Origin of the sequence: Enterovibrio gelatinilyticus (genome assembly GCF_028683095.1) — a bacterium.
In the GTDB taxonomy this organism is placed as follows: Bacteria; Pseudomonadota; Gammaproteobacteria; order Enterobacterales; family Vibrionaceae; genus Enterovibrio; species Enterovibrio gelatinilyticus.
The window spans coordinates 17,344-37,073 of the sequence record NZ_JAJUBC010000026.1 but is presented as its reverse complement, the minus strand read 5'-3'; the positions used below and the strand labels follow the sequence as shown (position 1 = coordinate 37,073).

20 protein-coding genes are annotated in these 19,730 nt (G+C 46.5%); 12 read left to right on the top strand and 8 right to left on the bottom strand.

Features of this window, described 5'->3' with window-relative positions:
• Nucleotides 1-3: 3 nt before the first annotated feature.
• Nucleotides 4-1,374, top strand: coding sequence for a nucleotide 5'-monophosphate nucleosidase PpnN (gene ppnN / locus LRP50_RS19015; RefSeq protein WP_274166031.1), 1,371 nt, complete (start codon nt 4-6; stop codon nt 1,372-1,374).
• 74 nt (nt 1,375-1,448) lie between these two features.
• Nucleotides 1,449-2,234: a flap endonuclease Xni gene (gene xni / locus LRP50_RS19010; protein ID WP_274166030.1), complete on the top strand. Its 786-nt coding sequence runs from the start codon at nt 1,449-1,451 to the stop codon at nt 2,232-2,234.
• Between the two features lie 101 nt (nt 2,235-2,335).
• On the opposite strand, the gene rlmM is transcribed toward xni, so the two are convergent.
• The 4 genes from rlmM to LRP50_RS18990 all read right to left on the bottom strand — a co-directional run bounded on the left by rlmM (nt 2,336) and on the right by LRP50_RS18990 (nt 5,365).
• On the bottom strand, nt 2,336-3,403 hold the full coding sequence (rlmM, locus tag LRP50_RS19005) for a 23S rRNA (cytidine(2498)-2'-O)-methyltransferase RlmM (protein ID WP_274166029.1): 1,068 nt from the start codon (nt 3,401-3,403) through the stop codon (nt 2,336-2,338).
• A gap of 68 nt (nt 3,404-3,471) precedes the next feature.
• Entirely contained in the window at nt 3,472-3,849 is a 378-nt protein-coding gene (locus LRP50_RS19000; RefSeq protein WP_274166028.1) for a DUF423 domain-containing protein, read from the bottom strand.
• Nucleotides 3,846-4,463, bottom strand: coding sequence for an alpha/beta family hydrolase (locus tag LRP50_RS18995; protein WP_274166027.1), 618 nt, complete (start codon nt 4,461-4,463; stop codon nt 3,846-3,848). The genes LRP50_RS19000 and LRP50_RS18995 overlap by 4 nt, the downstream gene beginning before the upstream one ends.
• Nucleotides 4,460-5,365, bottom strand: a complete 906-nt coding sequence (locus LRP50_RS18990) for a transcriptional regulator GcvA (protein WP_274166026.1) — start codon at nt 5,363-5,365, stop codon at nt 4,460-4,462. The genes LRP50_RS18995 and LRP50_RS18990 overlap by 4 nt, the downstream gene beginning before the upstream one ends.
• Nucleotides 5,366-5,799: 434 nt before the next feature.
• On the opposite strand from LRP50_RS18990, the gene LRP50_RS18985 reads away from it, so the two are divergent.
• The 6 genes from LRP50_RS18985 to phaC all read left to right on the top strand — a co-directional run bounded on the left by LRP50_RS18985 (nt 5,800) and on the right by phaC (nt 12,296).
• On the top strand, nt 5,800-7,023 hold the full coding sequence (locus tag LRP50_RS18985) for an aminotransferase class V-fold PLP-dependent enzyme (RefSeq protein ID WP_274166025.1): 1,224 nt from the start codon (nt 5,800-5,802) through the stop codon (nt 7,021-7,023).
• Between the two features lie 15 nt (nt 7,024-7,038).
• Complete coding sequence (gene csdE / locus LRP50_RS18980; protein ID WP_274166024.1) at nt 7,039-7,461, top strand: cysteine desulfurase sulfur acceptor subunit CsdE; 423 nt, start codon at nt 7,039-7,041, stop codon at nt 7,459-7,461.
• 550 nt (nt 7,462-8,011) lie between these two features.
• Nucleotides 8,012-8,752, top strand: coding sequence for an SDR family oxidoreductase (locus LRP50_RS18975; RefSeq protein ID WP_274166023.1), 741 nt, complete (start codon nt 8,012-8,014; stop codon nt 8,750-8,752).
• A gap of 49 nt (nt 8,753-8,801) precedes the next feature.
• Nucleotides 8,802-10,013, top strand: a complete 1,212-nt coding sequence (locus LRP50_RS18970) for an acetyl-CoA C-acetyltransferase (RefSeq protein ID WP_274166022.1) — start codon at nt 8,802-8,804, stop codon at nt 10,011-10,013.
• 51 nt (nt 10,014-10,064) lie between these two features.
• Nucleotides 10,065-10,412 carry a phasin family protein gene (locus tag LRP50_RS18965; protein WP_274166021.1) on the top strand — a complete coding sequence of 116 codons (348 nt, stop codon included), beginning with the start codon at nt 10,065-10,067 and terminating at the stop codon, nt 10,410-10,412.
• A 63-nt stretch (nt 10,413-10,475) separates the two neighbouring features.
• Nucleotides 10,476-12,296, top strand: coding sequence for a class I poly(R)-hydroxyalkanoic acid synthase (gene phaC, locus LRP50_RS18960; RefSeq protein ID WP_274166020.1), 1,821 nt, complete (start codon nt 10,476-10,478; stop codon nt 12,294-12,296).
• A 92-nt stretch (nt 12,297-12,388) separates the two neighbouring features.
• Here phaC and tcdA read toward each other — a convergent pair whose 3' ends face one another.
• A complete protein-coding gene (gene tcdA, locus LRP50_RS18955) occupies nt 12,389-13,198 on the bottom strand; it encodes a tRNA cyclic N6-threonylcarbamoyladenosine(37) synthase TcdA (protein WP_274166019.1) in 810 nt (269 codons plus the stop codon).
• An 83-nt stretch (nt 13,199-13,281) separates the two neighbouring features.
• Nucleotides 13,282-14,193, bottom strand: coding sequence for a LysR family transcriptional regulator (locus LRP50_RS18950; RefSeq protein WP_274166018.1), 912 nt, complete (start codon nt 14,191-14,193; stop codon nt 13,282-13,284).
• A gap of 137 nt (nt 14,194-14,330) precedes the next feature.
• Here LRP50_RS18950 and LRP50_RS18945 point away from each other — a divergent pair, with 137 nt between their 5' ends.
• The 3 genes from LRP50_RS18945 (at nt 14,331) to LRP50_RS18935 (ending at nt 17,600) form a co-directional block, all read left to right on the top strand.
• Entirely contained in the window at nt 14,331-15,650 is a 1,320-nt protein-coding gene (locus LRP50_RS18945) for an aspartate aminotransferase family protein (protein WP_274166017.1), read from the top strand.
• Between the two features lie 23 nt (nt 15,651-15,673).
• Complete coding sequence (locus LRP50_RS18940) at nt 15,674-16,507, top strand: beta-keto acid cleavage family enzyme (RefSeq protein WP_274166016.1); 834 nt, start codon at nt 15,674-15,676, stop codon at nt 16,505-16,507.
• Between the two features lie 124 nt (nt 16,508-16,631).
• Nucleotides 16,632-17,600: a TAXI family TRAP transporter solute-binding subunit gene (locus LRP50_RS18935; protein WP_420791240.1), complete on the top strand. Its 969-nt coding sequence runs from the start codon at nt 16,632-16,634 to the stop codon at nt 17,598-17,600.
• Between the two features lie 98 nt (nt 17,601-17,698).
• Here the strand turns inward: LRP50_RS18935 and mltA are convergent, their stop codons facing one another.
• Nucleotides 17,699-18,790, bottom strand: coding sequence for a murein transglycosylase A (gene mltA / locus LRP50_RS18930; RefSeq protein ID WP_274166015.1), 1,092 nt, complete (start codon nt 18,788-18,790; stop codon nt 17,699-17,701).
• Between the two features lie 227 nt (nt 18,791-19,017).
• Between mltA and LRP50_RS18925 the strand changes: the two genes are divergently transcribed.
• Nucleotides 19,018-19,239, top strand: coding sequence for a hypothetical protein (locus tag LRP50_RS18925; protein WP_274166014.1), 222 nt, complete (start codon nt 19,018-19,020; stop codon nt 19,237-19,239).
• Between the two features lie 55 nt (nt 19,240-19,294).
• On the opposite strand, the gene LRP50_RS18920 is transcribed toward LRP50_RS18925, so the two are convergent.
• Nucleotides 19,295-19,672, bottom strand: coding sequence for a DUF2850 domain-containing protein (locus tag LRP50_RS18920; RefSeq protein ID WP_274166013.1), 378 nt, complete (start codon nt 19,670-19,672; stop codon nt 19,295-19,297).
• Between the last annotated feature and the right edge of the window lie 58 nt (nt 19,673-19,730).

Here is a 19,730-nt window from a genome sequence, read left to right as displayed (position 1 = left end):
ACTATGATCACTCATATCAGCCCAGTCGGGGCAATGGATCTACTTTCTCAGCTTGAGGTCGACAGACTCAAAGACACCGCGCAGAGCGATTTATACCGCCTGTATCGTAACTGTTCGCTAGCCGTACTTAACTCCGGCAGCCATACAGACAGCTCCAAAGAACTGCTTGAACAATACAAAGCATTCAACATCCGCGTCATGCGACGTGAGCGCGGGGTGAAGCTAGAGTTGGTCAACCCACCCGATCACGCGTTTGTAGATGGAAAAATCATTCGAGGCATTCAAGAGCACATGTTTTCGGTACTACGTGACATCATTCACGTCAATGTACAGCTCGAGCACGCCAAAATCTTCAACCTTACAAATTCAAATCACATCACCAATTTGATTTTCGATATTTTGCGTAACGCGAAAGCGTTAGTACCAGGCAAAGACCCTAACCTAGTGGTTTGTTGGGGTGGACACTCTATCAATCCTATTGAATACCAATACACCCGTGAGGTCGGCCATGAACTAGGGCTGCGCGAACTTAATATCTGTACTGGTTGTGGACCCGGGGCAATGGAAGGGCCAATGAAAGGGGCAGCTATTGGTCACGCTAAACAGCGCGTAACAGGTAGCCGTTTCTTAGGGTTAACCGAGCCGTCAATTATTGCTGCAGAGCCCCCCAATCCCATTGTTAACGAACTGGTGATCATGCCGGATATCGAAAAACGGCTGGAAGCATTTGTGCGTGTCGGCCATGCCATCGTGATCTTCCCTGGCGGCGCAGGGACGGCAGAAGAATTGCTCTATTTACTTGGTATTTTAATGCATCCAGACAATGCAGGTCAGCCGATGCCCGTTGTACTCACTGGCCCTAAAGAAAGTGCCGATTATTTCCGTGTCATCGATGAATTCATTCGCGATGTCATTGGAGAAGAGGCCACCAAGTACTATCAAATCGTGGTGGGCGATCCGGCAAAAGCGGCACGCATTATCAAGCAAGGCATGCCCGCAGTGAAAGAACATCGACAATCAACGGGAGACGCATACTCGTTTAACTGGTCACTAAAAATTGCACCCGAGTTCCAACTGCCGTTTGAGCCCAACCATGAAAACATGGCGAACCTCGACTTACACATGAATCAACGACCTGAACTTCTCGCGTCTGCACTGCGACAAGCCTTCTCTGGCATTGTTGCTGGCAACGTGAAAGAGGAAGGGATCCGTGAGATTGAACGTCATGGTCCATTCAAAATTAACGGTGATGCCGTCTTAATGAAAAAGATGGATAAATTGCTGCGAGGCTTTGTGGAGCAGCAACGCATGAAACTGCCTGGAACGGCTTATGTCCCCTGCTACGAAATCGTTCAAGGTAATGGCGGTCGCTAACAGTTAGCCTTTCATTTATCTCTCAAGTAATTAGAATGGCCCTATCGGGCCATTTTTTATTTAGCGGACACCTCATGTCTATTCATCTTGTCATCATTGATGCCATGAACCTCATTCGTCGGGTTCACGCTGCCCAGCCAAACCCTGATGATATTGCCTCAACGGCACAAGTGTGTTGTCGAGCTCTGAACAAAATCATTCGCTCTTCAGATCCAACCCACATGGTGGCGGTGTTTGACCACACAGAACAAGACAGAGGTTGGCGTGCGGAGTTAATCCCTGAATATAAGCAAGGCCGCAAACCCATGCCCGAGCCGCTTCACGACGGGCTAAGCATCATTCAAGATGCGTTCTGGGACATGGGCATCGACTCACTGCTGTCTTCCGGCGATGAAGCTGATGACATGATCGCAACTTTGGCAGTGAAAGTTGCTAGCAAAAACGGGCAAGTGACCGTTGTTTCTACAGATAAAGGCTATTGTCAGCTCCTTCAGCCGACGCTACGTATTCGCGATTACTTCCAACAACGCTGGCTAGATAGCCCCTTTATTGAAAAAGAATTCGCAGTCTTGCCGACACAATTAGTCGACTATTGGGGCTTGGTAGGGATCAGTTCAAGTGGTGTATCCGGCGTGCCAGGTATTGGTCCAAAAACGGCTGCTACCTTGTTGCAGCGTTACACCACCTTAGCGCACATTTTTGCCGCCGATGACATTGAGCCAAAATGGCAGAAAAAGCTAGAGGGCAATCAAGAACTCGCACAACGTTGCAAACAAGTCGCCACGCTAAAAACTGATATTGCGCTGGGTTTCAACCTTCAAGATATTCGCTACATGCCAAACGCAAAAACCGAGCAATAACGAAGTGGTCAATCGTCAATAGCCCGACTGATTTACGCCAGACAATAAAAAACGGCAGCCCTTGGGCTGCCGTTTTTTATTATTCACTTTCGCCAGAAACCTTAGTTCAGGCGACGAAGGTGTACCGTCACTTCTTCACGGTCGTGATACAAATGTTTAGCTTGGATTTCAAACTTCACACCGTTCTCAATCAAAAACTTTTTCAAGTTATCGATGTCTTCTTTCACCTGTTCGTATCGACGGTTCATTGGCAACTTCAGATTGAACATCGCCTCAACCGCCCATCGTTCAATGATCCATTCACCCATCAGTTGTGCAACGCGGTATGGCTTTTCAATCATATCGCACACTAACCAAGTGATGTTCTTACGCGGCGGTTCGAACTTAAAGCCATCAGCTGCGTGGTACTTCACTTGACCCGTTTCCATCAAGCTTTCAGCCATTGCACCGTTATCGACTGCGTGAACAAACATGGATCGCTTCACCAGCTGATAAGTCCAGCCTCCCGGACATGCCCCAAGATCGACTGCACGCATTCCCGGTGCAATCCGTTCATCCCACTCATCACGAGGAATAAACGCATGAAAAGCTTCTTCCAACTTCAGTGTCGAACGACTTGGCGCTTCCGCTGGGAATTTCAGACGGTGAATACCCATATAATGTGGCGAGTTGTTGTTACTTAGCGAATAGCCCACATAGCAGCAACCTGGCGCAGTGAAGTACACATGCAAAACAGGTTGTTTCGGGTTTTCTTTGGCTAGCAACACGCCGCGTTTACGCAATGCTTGGCGAAGCGGCACAGTAAACTTACGACAGAATTTAAGAAGATCTTTACCTTCATTCGTGTCCGGCGTCTCAACACGCAGATCACCACACTTCGGTAATTCACCACCGAGAGCAAGAATCGGTGAAATACGATCACCAGGGTCAAGATCGGAGAGCTGTTCAACAACGGCAACCATCTGACGCGCAAAAATAAGCGATTTAAGAGGAAGCATTTGAAGCAGTTTCTCTGCATCGCCTTGCTGGTAGCATTCAAACAACACATACCCAGCGTTTTTTACGACGCGAGGGAAACCGTAGACTTCTACAGAAGTTGCTTTATCTTGAATCTCACCCGCACATTCTTTTTCAAAGCCTTGACGGCAATACAATAAAATCTGATTCACACGATGCCTTTAGATGCCGTGGTAAAAATAACGCGCAATTATACCTCAGAAAACGTGATTCAGCGCACCTAACTCACTCTTCGCCACAATGACCAAGCTGCCATCCCCCAGCCCAGCAAAAAACTCAACCCGCCAATCGGTGTAACAGGCCAGAGCCAACGCCAATCCGTCAGTGCTAGACCATACAAACTGCCACTGAAACAAAGGATCCCAAATGCGATAAATCCACCCGCCAGTTTCAATAAGCGCTGAGGGGAAACATACAACCAAAGCCCAATAGCAATAAGCGCCAGTGAGTGCCAAAACTGATATTGCACGCCTTTTTCAATAATGGAGAGCGCATACGGTGTGACATGTGATTTTAACCCATGGGCGGCAAAGGCTCCCAATGCCACCGCTACACCTGCCAACACACAGCCTAACGCCGCTAGCTGATTCCCCTTCATTGGCATACCTCTCGCACAAAGCTAACAATATGCTCTGCAGCAAGTTGACGATTACCCGTCTCTGTGTGGCCTGATGCTTTTCGTGGCTTAAAGCTGTGATCGCCATCGGGCACGAACGTGAGCCTAATAGCATCTGAAAATGGGTAGCATGCTAGTTCGTCACGGTTACCAAACGTATCACGCTCTCCTTGCAAAATTAGCGTCGGTTTGACCATGTCCGCTAAGTGCTCACCTTTGTCTTTCTCTGGCTTACCAGGCGGGTGAAACGGAAAGCCTAGACAAACAATGCCTTGAATATTGAGAGTTTCTAGGTGGCTTGCCATACGCCCCCCCATAGACTTTCCACCAATGATTGTTTTACCACGCCCAAAACGCTCAACCACTTCAGTGAATGCTTCAAGCAATTTCGGGGCGCGATCTGGTGGTCTTCGTTTTCCGTCTTCAGCCCGTTTGATCATATAGGGGAAATTAAACCTCACGACACGAATTCCGTGATTGGCGACTTGCTTTGCCACTGCCTCCATAAACTCATGATGCATATCAGCACCCGCACCATGCGCAAAGATGAACGTGACGTCAGCCTTCTCCGGGCCATCAACAATGATATTATTCATGCCGAAATTTGCTCCTGTTCAGCGGCGGCTTTGGCGAGCACCCAATCACGAAACGCGGTTATGCGCCCCGAATCAGCATCCTTTTGCTGACTCACCAAATAAAAGGCGTTTTTACTCATTAGAAAATGTTCAAACGGACACACCAACCGTCCTGACTCAAGTTCAGGCTGAGCCAGCACGTTATTACTTAACGCAATCCCCTGACCAAGCGCCGCTGCCTGAAGCACCATGGCCGAGTGACTAAAAATAGGCCCATAGTTAAGGTTAATATCCGCAATCTGATAGTGTTTAGCGTATGTCGTCCAATCTCGTCGTGAACGGTCGTGAAGCAAGGTGTGATGTTTAAGATCGGCAAGTGTATTTAGTGGTTTGTCACTATGAAAGACGGTTGGGCTGCACACCGGCAGAAGAAACTCAGGATACAGTTCATCACAACGTAATCCTGGCCAATTTCCTCGTCCATAATAGATGGCGACATCTACATCATCAGTGAGCGAGCCGTCCTCCATATCGACAGCTTTGATCCGAACATCAATTTCAGGGTGTGCTTGATTAAAATCCGATAGACGCGGCACCAACCATTGAATAGCAAAGCTCGGTGGTAAGCTGATGGTCAAGGCTCCTTTGGCTCCTCGCTCCAACACTCGGTCAGTCGCATCGGCCAGAGACACAAAAATATCTTTTATGTCGAGAAAATAGCTCTGCCCTTCCTCCGTTAACAATAAAGAGCGGTTACGTCGTCGGAAAAGTTTGAGTCCAAGAAACTCTTCTAATGATTTTATCTGATGACTAACAGCAGCTTGCGTAACAAACAACTCTTCCGCTGCACGAGTGAAGCTTAAGTGCCTCGCTGCTGCTTCAAACACACGCAATGCATTTAAAGGGGGTAAACGTCTGGCCATTTTTCGCCCTAAATTGATAAGTTTTTCTAATGCACTACATTACAAAATGTCCGTTGTTCTGTCACCCCATAAAACCTATAGTGCAGCCGCGCCTAGGATTAACGCTCCCTACGTTCGTTCAATACTATGGTTGCGATGTTGTGTTTGCATATTTCGGCCTCAGCCGAGTCTCGGCAATAACATCTTGCCGTATTTTCACCTTGATCTATCAACTAGATTATCGTCGCACTGAGTATTTAACTCGGTGCTTTTTTTTGCCCATGGTTTATCAAATACTCGCTATCCGCCTTTCAATGGCAAGTCTCAGCGCTAAAGACCTGCGTCGAGTCCAGATTAATCCAGATTGTTAGCGTACGCACTTTCACTTGAGTTCATGTGACAGAAAAGCGATCATTCCTACCCGACAACAAACTCGACAATATGACGCCCAAATAATGATGACCCAACCTTTTGATGTTGATGCCATTCGCCGCGACTTCCCATCGCTAGAGCAGCGCATCCATGGACAACCATTGGTATATCTCGACAGTGCAGCCACTTCACAGAAACCCTTGTCCGTCATCCAATGCATCAATGATTATTATTCAGGCGCAAACGCAAATGTTCATCGTGGATCGCATTCGTTAACAGCGTCAGCAACACAACGTTTTGAAACGGCGAGACAAACTGTTGCTGATTTTATTGGTGCGTCAGTGAAGGGCATTGTTTGGACGCGCGGAGCAACAGAAGCGCTCAATCTCATTGCCCAAAGCTATGCCAGACAAACGCTCCAAGCAGGCGACGAGATTCTTGTCAGCGAAATGGAACACCACGCAAATATTGTTCCTTGGCAAATGGTCGCGGAGCAGACGGGCGCAAAGGTGGTAAAATGGCCAGTCGACCCCGAGACCTGCCAACTCGACCTATCAGCGTTTGACACACTGCTTAATCATAAGACAAAGATCATTGCCGTTGCACATGTCAGCAACGTCACCGGCACACGCAACCCTATCGAAAACATCATTGACAAAGCTCATGCCAACGGTGCCGTTGTGGTCGTTGATGGTGCACAGGCAGTGGTGCATGAACAAGTTTGCGTCAATACGCTGAATGCAGATTTCTATGTCTTTTCAGGCCACAAACTCTTTGCGCCAGCGGGCATTGGCGCACTGTATGGCAAACCCGCCCTACTCGAAGCCATGCCTCCATGGCACGGGGGCGGAAAAATGGTCGAAAATGTGTCGTTCGATGGAACCACTTATGTGACGTCACCTGCCAAGTTTGAAGCTGGTACGCCCAATGTCGCAGGTGCGCTCGCGCTGGCAGAAGCGATAAACTGGTTCAACAATCTTGATCGTAAGGGCGCAGAACAGCACATAGCCTCACTTCAGTCACAGTTGATTGATGGCATCAAAGACATCGAGGATCTGTCGCTCATTGGATTGCAACAAGGCGCTAGTGTGGTGGCATTTCACGTTGACGGCGTACACAACTCAGATATCGCGACCTTACTCGATCAACAAGGCATTGCAGTGCGTTCAGGGCAACACTGTGCGCATCCGCTGATGAATGCACTCCGCCTAAATGGCTGTGTGCGCATCTCAATCGCTTTGTATAATACTGCCGATGAAATCGAGCGCTGCATTGCAGCCATAAAAAAAGCCTGTGACTTACTTTGAGAAAGAACAAAGATTATGACTAATTTTCCAGCACACCCTTTTGGTACTGAAATTACCACAGCAAACATTATTGATAGCATGAAAAATTGCCGTGGCTGGGAGGATAAGTATCGTCTCATTATTCAGCTTGGCAAGCGGCTTCCAAGCCTGGAAGACCACTTAAAATCTAAAAGTGTTTCAATCTCTGGTTGCGAAAGTAATGTGTGGCTAATTTGGAAAAATAACAACAACTCTTACCAGTTTGCAGCAGATTCAGATGCACGCATTGTTAAAGGATTGTTAGCGTTAATATTGGCTGCTTCAGAGGGAAAAACACATGAAGAGTTAATGGCATTTAATTTCGAAAAATACTTTGAAGAAATGTATTTACTTGATCATCTCAGCCCCTCTCGAAATAATGGAATTCGAGCAATTATTGACCAGATAAAGCACATTTAGCACCATTTTGATGCCTTAATTTTTCATTCATTTCACCATGTTACGTAACCACCTTACCGTACAATACCCTTTTTAAAGCTGAGACTTCAGTCGATAATCCCGATATTAAACTTGCGCATTAGTGACTTTCTTTCTTAACTTGAACTGCTTTTGTTTTAAACAGTCTCGGCGATTAATTGAACAGCTGAATACTAATGCGCTCCAACCAAAAAAAAGTGTATTTTTCAAATTTAATTTAAACACGATCAACCAATAAACCGAAAATTAACACCACGTTAACTTTTGGCGCTTTATTGTGGATCTAGATCTTGTTTCTGCAATTCTCCCTCTATTCGTTTTGCCTTACTCAAAAGATTGTATATCTTTGAACCCAGTGGTCATAAAACCATCATAATAATAAATTAATGTTCTACCGAGACTAGTTGAGTTTCCCTAGCCTCAACCCTTACGCGCTAATACTAAAAAATTAACGGTGCCTGTATTTTTGGACTTCCAAATGCAGTTACAGGGGTCATATTTAAATTGCTTGTTGTTAAGAATGGAGTCACCAATGAAGAAACTCGCGCTAATCACCGGTTCAAAAGGTGGTATCGGCTCAGCGATCACAGAGAAACTAGTAGGTGAGGGCTATCGTGTAATTGCCACTTACTTCACGGGAAATCTACAATGTGCCGAGCAATGGTTTGATGAGAAAAAATTCACATCAGATCAAGTGCGCCTTTTCGAATTAGACGTTACCAACACTGCTGAATGTGCAGAACGTCTTCCTACCCTTTTGTCAGAAGAAGGGACCATCGATGTTGTCGTTAACAACGCGGGTATTACTCGAGATGGTCTTTTCAAGAAAATGGCTGCGGAAAACTGGCAGTCAGTCATCGACACTAACCTGAACAGTCTGTTCAATGTTACTCAACCTCTTTTTGCTGCCATGTGCGAGAAAGGCGGTTGTCGCGTCGTCAACATCTCCTCAGTTAACGGACTGAAAGGTCAATTTGGTCAAACTAACTACTCTGCTGCCAAAGCAGGCATGATTGGTTTCACCAAAGCGTTAGCAATGGAAGGTGCGCGTTATGGCGTAACGGCAAACGTTGTCGCTCCTGGTTACACAGCAACCCCAATGGTAGAAGCCATGCGCGAAGAAGTGCTGGAGTCTATCAAAAGTGAGATTCCGATGAAGCGTCTGGCTCGCCCAGAAGAGATTGCGGAAGCAGTCGCATATCTTGCAAGTGATGCAGGTGCTTACATCACCGGGGAAACACTGTCCGTCAACGGCGGCTTGTACATGCACTAAGTCTTGTTCATCAAGACGAGTTACGTGTAAAAAAAAGGAAAGAGTTAACATGGAAAAAGTGTATATCGTTGCCGCCAAACGCACGGCGATTGGCGCATTCACAGGTTCACTAAAAGATACTGCAGCAGGCCAACTTGCAGCCGTCGCTATCAAAGGCGCGCTAGAAGCAGGCAATGTTGCACCTGAAGCTGTCAATGAAGTCATCCTTGGTAATGTTGTTAGTGCAGGCCAAGGCATGGGCATCGGTCGTCAAGCCGCTATTTTTGCAGGCTTGCCAGAAACTGTGCCAGCGTATGCCATCAACATGGTTTGCGGAAGCGGCATGAAGGCAGTTATGGACGCAGTTGCTCACATCCGTTGTGGTGATGCCGACGTCGTTGTGGCTGCAGGCGTTGAAAACATGTCTCAAATCCCATTCGCTGCGTCAGGCTCTCTGCGCGGCGGCCAAAAAATGGGTGATATCGGTTTGAAAGACCTTTTAATCAACGATGGTCTTACCGATGTTTACAACCAATTCCACATGGGCGTAACCGCTGAAAATGTTGCTGAACTCGTCGGTTTAAGCCGCGAACAACAAGACGCTTACGCTCAACAAAGCCAACAGAAAGCCGTTGCTGCAATCGAAGCGGGTCGATTCAAAGATGAAATCGTTCCTGTTGAAGTGAAGCAACGTCGCCAAACTGTTTCTTTTGATACTGATGAATACCCTAAAGCAGACTGCACGCAAGAAGGTCTGGGCAAATTGCGCCCAGCATTTAACCGCGAAGGCTCTGTTACTGCAGGTAATGCATCAGGCCTGAACGATGGTGCTAGTGCCGTTATCGTCGCTTCTGAAGCAGCGGTCAAACGTCATGGTCTAACGCCATTGGCAGAAATTACCAGCTACGCGCAAGTTGGGTTAGATCCGAAAATTATGGGCTTAGGCCCAGTGGGTGCTGTAACCGAAGCTCTGAAAAAAGCCGAGCTATCGATTTCCGATATGGATCTGTTTGAACTCAACGAAGCCTTCGCGGCTCAGGCTCTAGGTGTTGTTCACCAACTGGCTGATACACATAGCGTCAGCCCAGAAGCCATTTTAGAGAAAGCGAATGTAAATGGTGGCGCAATTGCGTTGGGTCACCCTCTCGGTGCATCAGGTAACCGCATTTTGGTATCACTGATCCACGAGTTAGAAAAACGCGAAGGCACATACGGTGTGGCTTCACTCTGTATCGGTGGCGGCATGGGAACGGCTGTTGTCGTGAAACGTGCCAATAGCTAAGTCGATTAAGTTACCCCCTTGGATCTAATTAATATACTCAGGAGAAACACCATGTACACAGATATGTTTAAAGCATTCTCAGAGCAAACTGAAAAAACAATGGCACCTTACGTTAAGTTCAACAAACTGGTTGCTAAAAACGTTGAAACAATCACTGAGCTTCAACTTAGCGCAGTAAAAACTTACAGCGAAATGGGTCTAGCTCAAGTTAAAGCAGCAAGCGGCGTTACTGATGTAACTTCTCTAACTGCATTTGGCGGCCAACAAGTTGCTGCATTGACGAAACTGTCTCAGCAAATGATGGATGACAGCAACAAACTGCAATCTCTTGCTAAAGAGTTTAAAGACGACCTTGAGCAACTAACTGCTGAAAATGTAAAAGCCGTTACTCCAGCTTAAATAAGGTCACCAACCCGCCTTCACTTATGAGGGCGGGTTGTTTCCGATCAAGAGGGTTTAAACATGTATCAGAACTTCTTCTCGGACTACCTTGAAAAACTCCAAGATAGCAACCAGCAATGGTGGAAGGATCTCGAGCAAGGCAAGGCAGCCACAAACACCCCCTTAAATAAAGCGATGCAAGAGCAGAGTATGGAAGATACCGCTAAGCTTCTTGAGGGCGCTTCAAGCCAACCTGCCGCAATGCTGCAAATTCAAATGCAGTGGTGGGAAAAACAAATGGAAATCTGGCAAAACGTAGCGCTTGCCGCTAACAAAGCCAATGTTGTCGCTCCAGAAAAAGACGACAAACGATTCCAAGATGAAAGCTGGCAAGATGAGATGTTTTACAATTTCATCAAACAATCTTACCTACTTTTTGGCCGCACATATTTAGAAACCATCAACGCCGTTGAAGGCTTAGACGAAAAAGCTAAAGAACGCTTAACGTTCTTTTCTCGTCAAGCAATCAATGCCATGTCACCAAGTAACTTTGTAGGAACAAACCCAGAGCTGCTAAAACTCACATTAGAACAAAATGGTGAGAATCTGGTGAAAGGTCTTCAGCAATTACAAGAAGATCTGGAATCTAGCTCTGACATTCTCAAAGTTAGAATGACCAACAACAATGCGTTCCGCATTGGTGAAGATGTGGCAAATACACCTGGCGATGTTGTTTACAAAAACGAACTGTTTGAGTTGATCCAGTACCGTCCAACCACGGAAAAAGTCAATGCAACGCCATTGTTGATCGTTCCGCCGTTTATCAACAAATACTACATTTTGGATCTTCGTGAGAAGAACTCCATGATGCGCTGGCTTGTCGAGCAAGGCCACACAGTATTTATGATGTCATGGCGCAACCCTGGCATTGAGCAGCGTGATGTAGAGTTTGGTGATTATGTCACTGAAGGCGTGGTGAAAGCCGTTAGCGCCATCGAAGACATTACAGGCCAATCACAAATTAATGCTGCTGGTTATTGTATTGGCGGCACAGTGCTGGCTTCAACCATTGCCTACTATGCTGCTAAGCGAATGAAAGCACGTATTAAGTCTGCGTCTTTCTTTACCACCCTGCTTGATTTCGCACAGCCGGGAGAAGTTGGCGCTTACGTTAATGACAACCTTGTTAGTGCGATTGAGCTTCAAAACAATGCTCGCGGATACATGGACGGACGCTCATTAAGCGTGACATTCAGCTTACTTCGCGAAAACAGCCTGTACTGGAACTACTACGTCGACAATTACCTCAAGGGCAATAGCCCTGTCGACTTCGATCTCCTGTACTGGAACAGTGATAGCACGAATGTTGCTGCTGCAACGCACAACTTCATGCTACGCGAGCTTTATCTTAATAACCGTTTGGTTGAAGACAAAGGCGTTAAAGTTGGTGGAGTGTGGATTGATTTGAACAAAATCAAAATCCCTACCTACTTCATATCCGCTAAAGAAGACCATATTGCTCTTTGGCAAGGCACCTACCGTGGTGCGCTCAACGTCAGTGGCAATAAAACCTTCGTGCTTGGTGAATCAGGCCACATCGCTGGTATTGTGAACCACCCTGCGAAAGGTAAGTATGGTTACTGGGTAAATGATGAACTAAGCGAATCTGCGGATGAGTGGTTTGACTCAGCCGAGCACAATACAGGTTCTTGGTGGACGCATTGGGATAAGTGGCTGGAAGCATACAGTCCGAAAGAGAAAGTTGAGCCTTACAAAGCTGGATCTGACAACTTCCCTGTTTTGACGATAGCGCCTGGCGACTACGTTAAACAAGTGCTACCTATTGCTGTTAAGCGTGACGCTGAAGAAACATCAGAAACCCCTTCTAAAGCTGAAGCATAATTCTGCATTGCCATTCAGATCAAAAAAGGCCACGTAGTGGCCTTTTTTTCTATGTGGTTTGCGTAGCTTAAAGTTCGCTACACAGAACAATATTACTTGGCTGAAGCCTTCGCCGTTAACTTCGCAATAATGCGTGATACCGCGACAAACCCGAACGTAGCTGTGACCATGGTGGCAGCGCCAAAGCCGCTCGCACAATCCATTCGTTTAGGCCCTTCTGCGGTCGCTTTGGTTTCGCAGACACTGCCATCAGGCTGAGGGTATTTGAGTTGTTCGGTAGAGAACACACAATCAATGCCAAACTTACGACCTTGTGTCTTGGTGAAATTATGAAAACGACGCAGGTTATTACGTAATTTCGCGGCCAAAGGGTCTTGAATGGTTTTCGTTAGGTCGGCAACTTGAATTTGTGTTGGGTCGATTTGACCACCAGCCCCACCCACGGTGATGATTTTTATCTTGTTGCGCTTACAGTATGCAATCAACGCTGTTTTGGGTTTGATGCTGTCAATCGCATCTAACACATAGTCAAAATCTTTAGTGATGTACTCGGGAATATTGTCTTCCGAGATGAAATCATCAATTAAATTGATCTGACAATCGGGGTTAATTGCACGAACACGATCTGCCATGACTTCTATTTTGCTTTGGCCTATGGTCCCTGACATTGCGTGAATTTGGCGATTCACGTTCGTCACGCAAATGTCGTCCATATCAATCAATGTCAATGCACCCACACCACTACGCGCCAGCGCTTCTACCGCCCAAGAGCCCACACCACCAATACCAATCACACAGACGTGAGCTTGCCTTAATATCTCAAGCTCTGTCGCGCCATATAAACGACGTGTGCCGCCAAAGCGTTGTTGATAGTTTTCTGATGCTGGGGATGTTGTGGTCATACTAAATCGCTCAGTCTTTTGAGTGGTCATCATGGAGTGCGGTTTATACGCGTTTGACGCGAAAATGTCCATTATCTCAACGTTTATAGGCGCTGAGAAGGCTGGCATCTTGGTCTTATTACTTCACGCTTCAACCAATCAATAACTTGTTTGACGGGCCCTAATCTGCGCTTAAAACCATGGCTAAACAAAAAGTAGCCGTATGCGCTGTCAAAACGCAATGCTAATGGGTTACTGACTACGTCGTTATCTAAATAATCATGAAGTAAAAAATCTGGAATTAACGCCATCCCTTGTTGGTGTCTAACCGCTTCAATCGCCATATAGAAATGTTCGAACCCTGTACCATACGTCGGGCCGCTTGGAGCCACGGAGTAATGGTGCCAAAACTGATTCCAAATCTGAGGGCGAGTGATGTGACTAATGGACGGCAATGAGAGCAATTCGTCGATATGCGAAATTTCAGAAGGCACTTGGCTTTGGTTAACCACCAAACGCAGCCTTTCTCGAATCAGTAACTCTGCCTCTTCTTCTTGAATTGAAAGTGGCAAGCAGTGAATCGCAATATCACTTTGATAATAGTTCTGTGTATCTGCCGTGACGCTCGCCTTTACACCCAGTTCGATATTGGGATGCTGAGCTCGAAACGCATTCAACCGAGGCACCAACCACATACTTGCTACTGAGGGCGGAACCGAAATTTCCACGCGGCTTTTGGTTTCAGAAGATTGCATAATGGTTGACGTGGCGTGCTGAAGGTTTTCTAACGCTTCAACCACTGAAGGCAAGTATCGGCGCCCCGCCTCCGTTAACTCGACCTTGCCACCACTTCGCTCAAACAACGCGCACCCCATCATATCTTCCAATTGCAGGATCTGTTTACTGATAGCACTTTGTGTCAGGTTTAATCGCTTTCCAGCCATTGAAAAGCTCAAGGTTTGCGCGACAACGGTAAAGGTACGCAACGTTTTCATTGGTGGGATCGGCATGGACATCGTTGTCACCTTTCGCTTCTATTATGAATTTTTGGAATACCCTCTGAATTTATATCGTTTGCTGTTCAATTTCCAACCCGCTAATACTTAGTGCAGAAATTCACATCACATCACCTACACAGCGGATTGAATAAACAATGACACACATACTGCAACGCCATTGCCACTCAAAACTCCCATCAGTATCAGGGGGTGATGGCGTATTTCTTATTGATAGCAACGGAAAGCAATATCTCGATGGATGCGGCGGTGCGGCAGTGTCATGCTTAGGGCATAGCCACCAAGGCGTCTTGAGCGCCATTCAAAAGCAACTCATTGCCATTCCATATGCGCATACGGGATTTTTCACCTCCCCTGTCGCAGAAGAGCTCGCCGAGCGGCTAGCCGATAAAGCGCCCGGCGATCTCAATCATGTTTATCTTGTCAGTGGTGGCTCCGAAGCGGTTGAAGCTGCGCTGAAAATGGCTCGCCAATACTTCATTGAAAAAGGTGAAACATCGCGTACGCGTTTTATTGCTCGACGACAGAGTTATCATGGCAATACGTTAGGTGCACTGGGCGTTGGCGGAAACATATGGCGTAAAGAGCCCTTCGCGCCCTTGCTTCAGAATGGTGAGCTTATTGCACCTTGCTATGCCTATCGTGATAAACGAGCAGAAGAAAGTGATTTTGAATACGGTCAGCGTGTTGCTAATGAATTGGAAGAGCGGTTACTCGCCGTTGGGCCAGAAACCGTAATTGCCTTTGTTGCCGAGCCTGTTGTCGGTGCAACTGCTGGCGCACTGGTTGCCGAAAAAGACTACTTTAAGCGTATACGAGAGATATGCGATAAATACGGTGTACTACTCATTCTTGATGAGGTGATGTGCGGTTGTGGCCGAACTGGCACCTACTTTGCTTATGAGCAGGAAGATATCGTGCCCGACCTGGTGACATTAGCCAAAGGGTTAGCCGCGGGTTATCAACCCATTGGTGCTGTTATGATCCGCGACAAAATCTACGAAGCGATCTCACAAGGAACGGGGTACTTTCAGCATGGACATACCTTTATGGCGCATCCATTGGCGTGCGCTGCCGCTTGTGCGACGTTAGACGCGTTAGAAGCTGGCGCAATGGCAGAAGTGACAGAGAAAGGACAATACTTAGTCAAACAGTTAAACGAGTCATTCGGCTCGCATCCATTTGTTGGAGACATTCGCGGTCGTGGTTTGTTTATTGGGCTTGAATTAGTACAAGACAAAACCAGTAAACAACCTTTTTCGCCTGACCGTCCGCTCCACCAGCAAATGAAGAAAACAGCCATGGACAACGGGCTGATGTGTTACCCCATGGGCGGAACATTGGATGGCGTAAATGGGCATCACATACTCTTGGCACCACCATTCATTATTACCGACAGTGAAATTGATGAACTCGTGCGACGACTCAGTATCACCATGGACCACGTATTTGCGTGATGCATTTGAATTAAGGACTAATTGTGCACTCAGGAAGAACCATTATTGTCGCGCCTAATGGCGCGAGACGAGGCAAGGATGAACATGGGCAGCTCCCTCTTTCGATTGATGAAATGGGCGTGTGTTTAACACAATGTGCTGATGCTGGCGTCGCCATGGCGCACGTGCATGTTCGAGACGCACAAGGAAAACACTCTCTAGACGTGGGTCTAAACCGAGAGTGGCTCACCGAAATTCGAGCACGTTTTGATTCGCGCTTGGTCATTCAGCAAACCACCGAAGCCGTGGGTTTGTATCAACCAGACGAACAAATAGCACTGGTAAGAGGCACCGAGCCCGAGGCAGTGTCGCTCGCACTTCGAGAACTTCGCCCTAATGCTAGCTTCGAAAAAGATGCCAGCCGCTTCTTTTTTGAACTCGCAGAGCGCAAAATCTATGTGCAATATATTTTGTATGATGCGGCAGATTTATCTTTGTACTTTCAAATGCTTAATGACAACATTTTGCCAAACGTCGGTCATCACCTACTATTGGTACTAGGAAAGTACAAAAAAGGCATGTTGTCTTCGCCAAGAGATTTACTCGACTTCGACATTAAGCGTCTCTCTGATATGGGGATTTCATGGGCTATATGTGCTTTTGGTCGTCATGAACATCAGTGCTTAACGGCAGCCATGTCATTGGGTGGGGATGTTCGGGTTGGATTCGAAAATAATCTAATAAATTTAAGAGGACATCATGCGGAAAACAATGCAGAACTTGTACAGCAAATTTCTGTTTTGTCTCAAAATATGGGTTTATATATCAACTCTGTGGAAGACTTAAGAAAAAATATCTTTCGTAGCTTTGAATCGTGAAGTACATCTCTTGCGATCGAAAAAGCAACTGTCAGATAATTCATTCTCACATAGGGATTACAGTTTTATAACAAGCGGACTCGCACCGCGTTAGTAATCACATCGTAGACAAGGAAAATAAAGCATGAAAGCGTTAAAACCAACACTGGCCGCAATGAGCTTTGCAGCTGCTTTAACCGCCGTGCCTGCACAGGCTAATCAGTTTGTGACTATCGGTACTGGTGGTGTCACTGGTGTGTACTACCCAACTGGTGGTGCAATTTGTCGTTTGGTCAATAAATCAAAGAAAGAGCACGGCATTCGCTGTTCAGTTGAATCAACGGGTGGCTCTATCTACAACATCAACACAATTCGCGCTGGCGAGCTAGACATGGGTATCGCCCAGTCAGACTGGCAGTTCCATGCATACAATGGTTCAAGCAAATTTAAAGACCAAGGCGCATACAAAGACCTGCGTGCTGTCTTCTCTGTTCACCCTGAACCGTTCACTGTTGTTGCTCGTGCAGACGCTGGCATCAAAACCTTTGATGATCTTAAAGGTAAACGTGTAAACATTGGTAACCCAGGTTCAGGCCAGCGCGGTACGATTGAAGTGCTGATGGATGAAATGGGTTGGACAATGGATGACTTTAAGCAAGTCTCTGAGCTAAAAGCAGCAGAACAGTCTAAAGCTCTGTGTGATAACAAAATCGACGCCATGGTCTACACCGTTGGTCACCCAAGTGGTGCGATTCAAGAAGCAACCACAGCATGTGATAGCGTCGTGGTAGAAGTGAACAACACCGCGTCTCAGAAACTGGTTTCTGATAACGATTACTACCGCTCTGCAACTATCCCAGGTGGCATGTACCGTGGTAACGACGGTGATGTAAACACCTTCGGTGTGGGTGCAACGTTTGTTTCTTCATCAGAAGTACCAGACGAAGTGATCTACAACGTGGTTAAAGCTGTGTTTGAAAACTTTGATGACTTCCGTCGTCTTCACCCAGCTTTCGCAAACCTGAAAAAAGAAGAAATGGTTTCTGACGGCCTGTCTGCACCACTTCACCCAGGTGCGGCGAAATACTACAAAGAAGCTGGCCTAATCAAATAATTTGATAGCATTGCTCTGAAAACGAAAAGGCGGGTTTAAAAACCCGCCTTTTTCTTGTCTGTCGAAAAGTAACTCACCGATGTGAATAGGCTTCAAAGCTATTTAGTACCCACATCAGATGCGCCTTCTTCAACGGGCTTTGTGAGCTTCCAAACTCGCCCAAAATGCTTATGATGCCCGGCTTTAATGCCTGCTTCTTCACCCATACCGTGGTACAGGTCAAGGTGGTTTTTCTTCACCGCACCGCCGGTATCAAGCGCCATCAACAGTTTGAGCACATGTTGCCCATTCCAATTGCCTTCCTCATTAAGCTGTGGGATTTCAGCGAGAAGCACACTACCCATTGGTAGGTACTCACGATCAGCAGCAACCGATGCGCCCGACAACAATGGAATGCCAGCAGTTCCTGAGACAGGTGCCGCTGCTTTCGGCGCAAAGAAAACATAAGATGGATTTTGATTCAGCAGTTCAATGACTGTCGCTTCGTCTTGCTGAGCCGCAACCCAATCTTTGATTGCTTTCAACGACATCTTTTCTCTAGGGACTTGATCTCGTTCAATCAGCACTTTACCGATACTCACGTACGGGTGACCATTTTTCCCACCGTAGGCAAAATACTCAAGCTGGTCGTCATCACCAAAGTGGATAAAACCACTGCCTTGAACTTCCATAATAAAATTATCGATAAGTGACGCGCTATAGCCTAACTCAAGCCCAAGCCCTTCAAGCGCTCCATTATAGACTTCCTCGCGTGTTGGGCAGCGGTCACCACACACCGGCATGGCATAAACCGGATACTTAAAAACAGCATCAGGTTCATGGCGCATCTCTATCACAGGGGAGAAATACCCGGTAAACAGCACATTACCAAAACCATCGCCCCCTCCCATTTGCTCCAAGCGAATACCATAGTCGGTCAATGCCGTTGGCTCGCCACTTTCTTTCAGCCATGCCTTCACGCTGTCATATAACGGCTGATTCGGAGTCGATAAAGATGGAGACAAGGTTTCTACTTTTTCTAATTGAGCAGGAAACAAGGTGTAATCTTTTGACTTGTCTGATGTGACCAACTCAGTCGGATTGAGTACATCGTTAAAACGTCCATCAACATACTGCTGCCCACGATCGGTAGGGCGAGCACATGCCGCCAAAAGTATAGAAATGCCAACAACACAAAGTGCGCGATTCACGGTTAATCCTGATAGATAAAACAATAAAAAGAGGGTGACAGAAGCCGGTATATTCTGCAAATAAAACCCAGTAAACCCTTACTTTTGGTCGCGCTCAGAATGCGATCGAGCTCGAACGCCATTCACTTTGAAACATTCTGTCACATTAATGTCATCAAAATTGGTTCTAATCATTCGTAATGAAAGTGTCTTAAAAACTAAACATTCATTTCAAAAAGGAGTTCGAAGTGGAACTAAAGATTGGTCGCAAAACACTATTAGATATAGATTCGATTGAGTATCAGTGGATTCGAACGCTTGCCAGTGATGGAAGCAGTACTGAAATGATCAATACCAGTATTCGTCGTTGCCTTGGGGGAAATGATGATGTTGCGGATCGTATTCGACAAGTGGCATTGGGGCAGTCGTCAGTGACAGAGTTACTCCGCGTACTCCCAAGCAATTTCTAAGTTCTGGCGTTAATGCGTTGAAACGAATGCTTCAACCGAGCTTAACTCATAAAAGTTAACGCACCTTGGTAAAAGGCGTACTGTAGTGATAAGGCTTCTCCCGTTGAATGGTCTCTGCGTCTTCAACAACATAGAGGTAAGTGTTATTGCCAACGGTATAAATTAACTTTTTGCCTGTAAATTCATAATGGCTTGTCGTGCGTGCCCCTTTGATATAAATACCGTCTCGACGCACCTCAAAACGATCGGCGGCATACGGCGCAACGCCCTGCTCTATCCATTCACCGTAAATGACAGTGGGATCTGCATCCTCAAAAATGGGAATATCATTAGCGACCAAAAAACCTAAGGTTCCGGCGATCAACAAAACAAAGAGCGCGACAGCCTGTCCAACAATGCCCACAAATACCATCTCACCAATGAGAAAAAACACCTAATTATTAACTATCATATTATAAAAACTCTGTAACTGCTGATAAAGGTAGACATCA

What these genes read in the sequence shown, in the direction of transcription:
- xni (WP_274166030.1), top strand. Translation starts at nt 1,449, where the DNA reads ATGTCTATTCATCTTGTCATCATTGATGCCATGAACCTCATTCGTCGG.
- ppnN (WP_274166031.1), top strand. Translation starts at nt 4, where the DNA reads ATGATCACTCATATCAGCCCAGTCGGGGCAATGGATCTACTTTCTCAG.
- LRP50_RS18945 (WP_274166017.1), top strand. Translation starts at nt 14,331, where the DNA reads ATGACACACATACTGCAACGCCATTGCCACTCAAAACTCCCATCAGTA.
- csdE (WP_274166024.1), top strand. Translation starts at nt 7,039, where the DNA reads ATGACTAATTTTCCAGCACACCCTTTTGGTACTGAAATTACCACAGCA.
- LRP50_RS18935 (WP_420791240.1), top strand. Translation starts at nt 16,632, where the DNA reads ATGAAAGCGTTAAAACCAACACTGGCCGCAATGAGCTTTGCAGCTGCT.
- LRP50_RS18975 (WP_274166023.1), top strand. Translation starts at nt 8,012, where the DNA reads ATGAAGAAACTCGCGCTAATCACCGGTTCAAAAGGTGGTATCGGCTCA.
- LRP50_RS18985 (WP_274166025.1), top strand. Translation starts at nt 5,800, where the DNA reads ATGATGACCCAACCTTTTGATGTTGATGCCATTCGCCGCGACTTCCCA.
- LRP50_RS18970 (WP_274166022.1), top strand. Translation starts at nt 8,802, where the DNA reads ATGGAAAAAGTGTATATCGTTGCCGCCAAACGCACGGCGATTGGCGCA.
- LRP50_RS18950 (WP_274166018.1), bottom strand. Translation starts at nt 14,193, where the DNA reads ATGTCCATGCCGATCCCACCAATGAAAACGTTGCGTACCTTTACCGTT.
- LRP50_RS18990 (WP_274166026.1), bottom strand. Translation starts at nt 5,365, where the DNA reads ATGGCCAGACGTTTACCCCCTTTAAATGCATTGCGTGTGTTTGAAGCA.
- LRP50_RS18995 (WP_274166027.1), bottom strand. Translation starts at nt 4,463, where the DNA reads ATGAATAATATCATTGTTGATGGCCCGGAGAAGGCTGACGTCACGTTC.
- tcdA (WP_274166019.1), bottom strand. Translation starts at nt 13,198, where the DNA reads ATGACCACAACATCCCCAGCATCAGAAAACTATCAACAACGCTTTGGC.
- phaC (WP_274166020.1), top strand. Translation starts at nt 10,476, where the DNA reads ATGTATCAGAACTTCTTCTCGGACTACCTTGAAAAACTCCAAGATAGC.
- LRP50_RS18965 (WP_274166021.1), top strand. Translation starts at nt 10,065, where the DNA reads ATGTACACAGATATGTTTAAAGCATTCTCAGAGCAAACTGAAAAAACA.
- LRP50_RS19000 (WP_274166028.1), bottom strand. Translation starts at nt 3,849, where the DNA reads ATGAAGGGGAATCAGCTAGCGGCGTTAGGCTGTGTGTTGGCAGGTGTA.